This is a genomic window from Prevotella sp. HMSC077E09 (genome assembly GCF_001814685.1).
Classification (GTDB): Bacteria; Bacteroidota; Bacteroidia; order Bacteroidales; family Bacteroidaceae; genus Prevotella; species Prevotella oris.
On sequence record NZ_KV817577.1, the window covers coordinates 1 to 6007 of the forward strand.

At 41.1% G+C, this 6007-nt stretch carries 9 protein-coding genes; all 9 read left to right on the forward strand.

The annotated features are described in order from the left end of the window. The coding region (locus HMPREF2983_RS14175) for a hypothetical protein (RefSeq protein ID WP_210400380.1) at window positions 1–219 on the forward strand (219 nt) is incomplete at its 5' end. Window positions 220–256: 37 nt separating this feature from the next. Beyond that, window positions 257–412 carry a hypothetical protein gene (locus HMPREF2983_RS14040; protein WP_007411088.1) on the forward strand — a complete coding sequence of 52 codons (156 nt, stop codon included), beginning with the start codon at window positions 257–259 and terminating at the stop codon, window positions 410–412. A 60-nt stretch (window positions 413–472) separates the two neighbouring features. Then, window positions 473–751, forward strand: a complete 279-nt coding sequence (locus tag HMPREF2983_RS09595) for a hypothetical protein (protein WP_007411086.1) — start codon at window positions 473–475, stop codon at window positions 749–751. Window positions 752–990: 239 nt separating this feature from the next. Continuing rightward, a complete protein-coding gene (locus tag HMPREF2983_RS09600; protein ID WP_070667916.1) occupies window positions 991–2007 on the forward strand; it encodes a hypothetical protein in 1017 nt (338 codons plus the stop codon). 12 nt (window positions 2008–2019) lie between these two features. Continuing rightward, window positions 2020–2499, forward strand: coding sequence for a hypothetical protein (locus tag HMPREF2983_RS09605; RefSeq protein WP_070667919.1), 480 nt, complete (start codon window positions 2020–2022; stop codon window positions 2497–2499). Window positions 2500–2512: 13 nt separating this feature from the next. Further along, entirely contained in the window at window positions 2513–3217 is a 705-nt protein-coding gene (locus tag HMPREF2983_RS09610) for a hypothetical protein (RefSeq protein ID WP_070667921.1), read from the forward strand. Between the two features lie 85 nt (window positions 3218–3302). Further along, window positions 3303–3680: a hypothetical protein gene (locus HMPREF2983_RS09615; RefSeq protein ID WP_004377482.1), complete on the forward strand. Its 378-nt coding sequence runs from the start codon at window positions 3303–3305 to the stop codon at window positions 3678–3680. A 513-nt stretch (window positions 3681–4193) separates the two neighbouring features. Continuing rightward, entirely contained in the window at window positions 4194–5717 is a 1524-nt protein-coding gene (gene mobV / locus HMPREF2983_RS09625; protein ID WP_021590338.1) for a MobV family relaxase, read from the forward strand. A gap of 57 nt (window positions 5718–5774) precedes the next feature. Next, a partial coding sequence (locus HMPREF2983_RS14180) for a hypothetical protein (RefSeq protein WP_210400381.1) occupies window positions 5775–6007 on the forward strand: 233 nt, incomplete at its 3' end.

Sequence of the window (6007 nt, forward strand, 5' to 3'; positions counted from 1 at the left end):
GTTGAGAATCGGGATGCCCAGAATAAAATTTTAACTTCAGCCCTCGACAACACGGTTAAGTCAAGTCGTATAAAAAAAATAGAAGCAGCAAGAGAACTCCACGCAATTTATAACAGTTACGAGATCAGGAAAGTAAAGTTGGCAACAATCCTTCGCAAGATGTACAAATGGGGGGATAATTGGAGATTGTGTGGATATGCACATGACTATACTGTTTAGCCTGAACTTTCTATTATACATCAAAAGTGAGGAGATTATGAAAATAAAGACAAACAGATACTTCTTCAAGAAAGCCGAAAAAGGTTGGACTATCATGAAGCGTAGAATGGACGGTTATATCATCGCCATACGTTGGGTGGCCAGCTGGCAGGAAGCACGGCAGCAAGTCTATAAGCTCAACGGATGGAGTTGAAATTATTCCATGCGACTCTATACGAAGAACTCTAATATAAACAATTCATATACAAACAAGATGAAAACATTATCAATCCACAAAAGCAAGACCTCATCGGCATCTGAAGCTGTCGGAAAATGGTGGAACTCAAAGAATGTATTCTTCTCTCTGCTCGCAGAAGAAAACTTCACTAATAAAGAGGTGGTACTCGTACACCTGATTCTTATGGCATTTCTAATCGGTACCGCTTTGGTAGAGACATACCCTGTCATATCAATCCTTGCAATCATTGCAAGTGCCGTTTGTGTCAGGATTTTGAATGGTGTGGGTAACAATATTAACAATGTTAGTAATTAGCTTATTTTTTTATACCTCAAAATATTAACATTTAAGCAAAACACATAAGAGAGTATCTGAAAATATCAAAAGTTCCAAATAATAAATATTTGGAACTTTTTTAATGTATCTTAACAAAATAAGCAGATAGGAAGTTTTTCCAAAAGATTTTGAAAATGTTAATATAAGACTTTTATTTTTTTGACACCTCATTTTCATAGTGAGGTTTGTATCTTCGCAGTCGTTAAAATATTTTTTTTATGAGAAGAAATCACTTATCATTAACTCTCGCGTTGACGGCACTTGCTTTCTCTTCCTGTACAAAGCATCCGTCATTTCAGAACTCTACCGAAGCGATAGAGGCCTGTAAAGCAAAGCTGTCGGAAATCCAATCTTACAAGGATGCCGAAATTGAAAAAGTAACTGACCTTACGGCACAGTGGCAGGAACTTAAAGACTCGTCGTACAGTGTCTTTTCAAAAGACTCTACCATTAACCTGAAGAGTCCGGTGGCACTTGCCTATTTTGTCATTTCCGATTCTGTGAGAACAGAGCTGACACGACTTGCTTTTTCAAAGCAGCGTTCGCTTCAGGACGTGATGTACCTTAAACTCAATACGGCTTCCGAACGGGCAAAGATGGAAAGTTCGGACACCTATAAAAAAGCGTCTGACTTTTATGGGGGACTTGACAAAGAACAGACGATAAAGGGACTTCCACAAATACTGGCCATCTACAACAAGTTGCTAAACAGTACGCATGACTTTAAGCAGGAGTCTCAATTGCTTACCTTTATCAGGCAGGAGGACAGATGTTTCCGTTCGCTCATGGAACACCTTAGCAATGTACCCATGGATGAGATGCAGCGGTTAACCCAAAAGACAACAAGGCTTTTTGACCGGCTTTACTCTTCTGTCGGTCAGAAAAACGATGAAGTGAATGACAGGACCATGCTGTATCTGACCATGCGTTTTAACCGCAGGATCATGCAAAATGCCATTGCGTGCAGGGAAGACATACTGAACAACAAGCAGCTTAGCCAGGAACAACGGGTCAGTTACCGCTGGATGCTGATTCAGCCCTATGTGTCCTTGGATGGGTATTCAACGGCTGCATTGACCAAGAAACAGCGTGAAGAGCTGATGGTAATTTCCAAGGAACTGCCAATACTTTTGAATCGCCTGGACAACAAAAAGAAAACGAAGGAGGAGGAAAATAAGCTGATAGCCACTTTGGCCAACTATTTTCTGAAATCGTATATTTCAGCAACTTTATAAATAGAAAATCGTATGGAAAAAGCATTAGACTACAACACACTTGAAGACGGAACCTACAAGCGTTCCATCCTCCTGCTTTATCAGAAGTTGATAAAGTTGCTCCCTGGCTATTTTACAGAACAGCAGATATGCGTTATCCAACACGCTTATTTTACGGAAGTCGTTCTTAACATGGAAGAGCAACACGTGTTGGAAAATTTCGTATCGGATTTGGTGGAGAAACTGCATATACACGTTCTCTATGCTTCCAAGGAAGAGAAAGGAAAAGTATATAAGGTGGTGGCATACTCGACTCCGGTAGAAGATGAAATGTTTGTTGTCTATCTGTCATCGACCAATTACGGAATCGTTGACTCAATGACGGTATTCTTCTTTGATAGTTTGGAAACGATGTACTATCAGCTGCTTTCCGAAAGGGACAGTATGCCCAAACTTCAGAAAAACATTCTGGAACAAGAATCATACGCAGAAACATTGTCGAACTTCAATTGAAAGAAATATGGTGATGTTAATATTAAAATTAATCCTTTTCGTGGTGCTGACGAGCATTCCTTTCCTGTATCATTTTCTAATCAAGCCAAGGAGGGAAAGCGTGAAAAAATACCGCAATGTTTTTACGGCAGCACAGCCCCATATGTCGAAGTTGAAGAAGTCTGTTTGGAGAATAGGCACTCATCTTATCAACTTCTATGACAAGATGAAGCATCGGGAAAAGCCAAGAAAGTTTTTTACATTATTACTTTTACTGTTTCTTCTCGGTATTCAAGGTGTAGACAACTTTGCATCAGGAGAAGTGGCTGCCACATATAAGACCATGGCGAAAGAAAAGAGGTTGGACCAGCTTAGCATCAGCGGAAAGAAAACGGCGGCTCCGTTCATGCAACGAAAGATGAACAACTATCTCTATCCCTTTCTGACCCGCCCCCTCGTTTACCTTATTACTTTCGGGATGACACTACTGTTCTTCTCTTACAAGTTGGCTAACAGAATACTCACGAAAATACATAATAGCAAAAGGATTCTGATAGGTGTTTCCTGTGTAATTATTTTGTTTTCTTTCTTCGATGAAGGAAGGTATATTTTGCTGTCTGAAGTACTTTTCGTTATTGCAATGGCAGCCTTGTTCTATCCCAATTTTCATGATCCTGCTGCTCCCAAAGGGAGGAAACCGATACCACAAAAATACACGGTAGAAAGGAAGGCTGCATGACCTTTATCGGTTACAACATTTATATAAAAATGTGGATTGGAAAAAGGTAGATTTTTACATATAATATTGATAATATAAAATAATAATGACTAACGATAAAATGATAGATAAAGAAGTCGTTCAGAATGGTTATAAGAACTATCATGTAAGAATGTCTTCCGACCTGCTTAAGTTTCTCTGCGGAGACTACACTTACAAGAACGCAAAGCGTTTTTCTCGCCTGCAGGCCTTTCAGGATCTTGTGACACGTCATTGTACCTCCGAGAGGAAACAAGAGGATATGGTCGCAAATATAGAGTGTCTGTCGAAGTCTTGGGGCTGGAGTCGACCATCGGTCATGAAGTTCATCCAAAATTTAGAGACTATGAATGTTCTGGAAGTCTTCAATGTTGTTACAAGCAAAATGGTCAGACTCCGAAAAGATATCGTCGTTTTTGCCCCGGCAAAAGATGTTGAGAAATGACGGAGAGGGATTTTATCCATCCCGAAAATCCGGCTTGACATTTCATTTTTAATGAACTTGGAGATAGAAAAGACAAAGTCTTGGTACATGCGCTTGCGCATGAGCGATCGTTTTGCAAACGAAAAGAATTGTTTTACATTGGGAGGTAGCCTAATACCCCCCAAATCAAAATTTGGGGGTATTGCCACCCCGGCGAGGGGGGACTTCGTGCGGCAAGCCGTGTCAATATTAGGCTCTCCGAGGGGTAAAGCGGAAATGGTTTTGAAACGTGTCGGGTCTTCACTCGTACGGAAGCTAAGGTAGAAAACATTCACAGAGACCCCCCACAGAGACCCCCCACAGAGACCCCCCACAGAGATCTATCATAATCTTCATTAAATCAGAGTAATAGAAATACAGAGACCCCCCATAAAGACCCCCATTAATTGGTAATAACAAAATGTTAGAGGCGGGCACTTCGAAATATTTATATTCAGAGCCCCCCCACAGAGACCCTCCGGCTAAAATAAAAAAATGGCAAAACAAGTAATGGATCTTATGCCTACAAAAGGCATTACTGTTGCTCAAAGCAATGAGCATCTACGAAACTTCTCGGCGGAAGCATACCGGAGAAAACTATCGTATGCTTTTGACCCGACACGTGAGCATCTTAATTTTGAAGTTCGCAAAGGGGGTGTGATAGCTCCCATCGACAAGCAGCTCTCAATCCCCAAACGAATCAAAGACAATTTGAAGGCAAGGAATATAATAGACCCTAACCTCGGACTTCCGGAACCGAAGTACCGGACTGTTGCAAATTTCATCTTGGGTGGTTCGAGGGATCAGATGCACCGTTTGGCCTTCGGTGAACAACAGGTGAACTTGGACAAGGGAGCCGATAATTCGGGAATTACTCGCAGCCCTGAAATAGAAAAATGGGCTGTTGACATGTACAAGTTTATGAGTAAAAAATATGGTGAAAAGAATATCGCAGCTTTTATAGTACATCTTGATGAAACAAACCCTCATATTCATTGCACAATTTTACCAATAACGGAGAGGAATAAATTCTCTTGGAAAATGGTTATGGCAGGGCAGAGTAAATTTGAATATAGTCAGCGCCTGACAGCCCTTCACAATGAACTCTCGGAGGTCAACAAGAAGTATTCTCTTGACCGGGGAGACAGCATTGCAGAGACGGGGCACAAGCATAAAACGATGGGAGAATATTATGCACAAAAAAGAGAGGATTTAAAGAAAGAAGTTGATCATCTGAAAGGCGATGTCGCTGATCAAAAGCGACAGATTTCGAGAAACAAGGTTACACTGTCAGAACAAGAAAAAGCAATTAAGCATGGTGAAGCAAGATTGAAGGGACTGGGTACCATGATAGCCAATCTTGAAAAACATAAAAATGACTTGCTCCGTGAGATTGAGAAGTTAGAAAATGATGTCAAGGCAGGAAAGATAACCAAGGAGCAGGCAGATATTGAACGTGTGAGAATCCTCGCCGATATTGAAAAAACAAAAGAGAAAATTATTGACAAAAAAGGAAAGCTCGCAGAGGCGGAGAGAAAGCTTGAATTAGTGAGGGGACAGACCGAAGCCACCGAAGAGCGATATAAGGAAATCAAGGGTGACATACATTCCATTGCGCCGAACCTTAACACGCAAGCCCTACATGACATGCAAGCTGTTGGATGGAATATGGCCTCGATAGAAGCGCAAAAGTCTTATAGCAAATTTAATGCTTACCGTGAGTCTCTTCCGCCAGAGCAGAGAGTGGCTTTTGACGAAGCGACTAAAGGATTTTCTGAAGGTTCTGTGTTCGAACAGATGGCAGAAAATTCAAGTCAGGTTGCCTTGGTCGCCACGGCTCTTTTTCTTGGCTATCTTGATAAGGCAACAGAGATTTCGCAGAGTGCCGGCGGCGGTTCCGCGCCTAATGGAGGCTGGGGTAAGAAACCTGACGAGGACGATATAGCGTTCCGACAACGCTGTTTCCTAATGGGTATGCACATGCTGAAATCAGGTAAGAAAAGGAATATCAAGCGGTAATAATGTTGATGTTTTTTCATGGGGAATGTTGTAGATGTTTGTGAATCCGAATAAGATATGGATTGTATATATGTCTATTTTCTTATACTTCAATACAAGTATAGCGCAACACGTATATACATCTATACGGATATACGTATATACGAGCATACGGCTATACACACTACACCTGCGGTGTTTTTTACATTTACTTTTATCTATCTTTCCATTTCCGTTTCTGATTTCGACCTCACTTTTCGTCCGCTTGTAGTCATCTTCGACTTTTATTCTGCAAAGGTATCGCAGGCAGG

Bases quoted from the DNA above. Each gene is read 5' to 3' on its own strand.
- HMPREF2983_RS09600 (WP_070667916.1), top strand. From the start codon at position 991: ATGAGAAGAAATCACTTATCATTAACTCTCGCGTTGACGGCACTTGCT.
- HMPREF2983_RS09605 (WP_070667919.1), top strand. From the start codon at position 2,020: ATGGAAAAAGCATTAGACTACAACACACTTGAAGACGGAACCTACAAG.
- HMPREF2983_RS14040 (WP_007411088.1), top strand. From the start codon at position 257: ATGAAAATAAAGACAAACAGATACTTCTTCAAGAAAGCCGAAAAAGGT.
- HMPREF2983_RS09610 (WP_070667921.1), top strand. From the start codon at position 2,513: ATGTTAATATTAAAATTAATCCTTTTCGTGGTGCTGACGAGCATTCCT.
- HMPREF2983_RS09615 (WP_004377482.1), top strand. From the start codon at position 3,303: ATGACTAACGATAAAATGATAGATAAAGAAGTCGTTCAGAATGGTTAT.
- mobV (WP_021590338.1), top strand. From the start codon at position 4,194: ATGGCAAAACAAGTAATGGATCTTATGCCTACAAAAGGCATTACTGTT.
- HMPREF2983_RS09595 (WP_007411086.1), top strand. From the start codon at position 473: ATGAAAACATTATCAATCCACAAAAGCAAGACCTCATCGGCATCTGAA.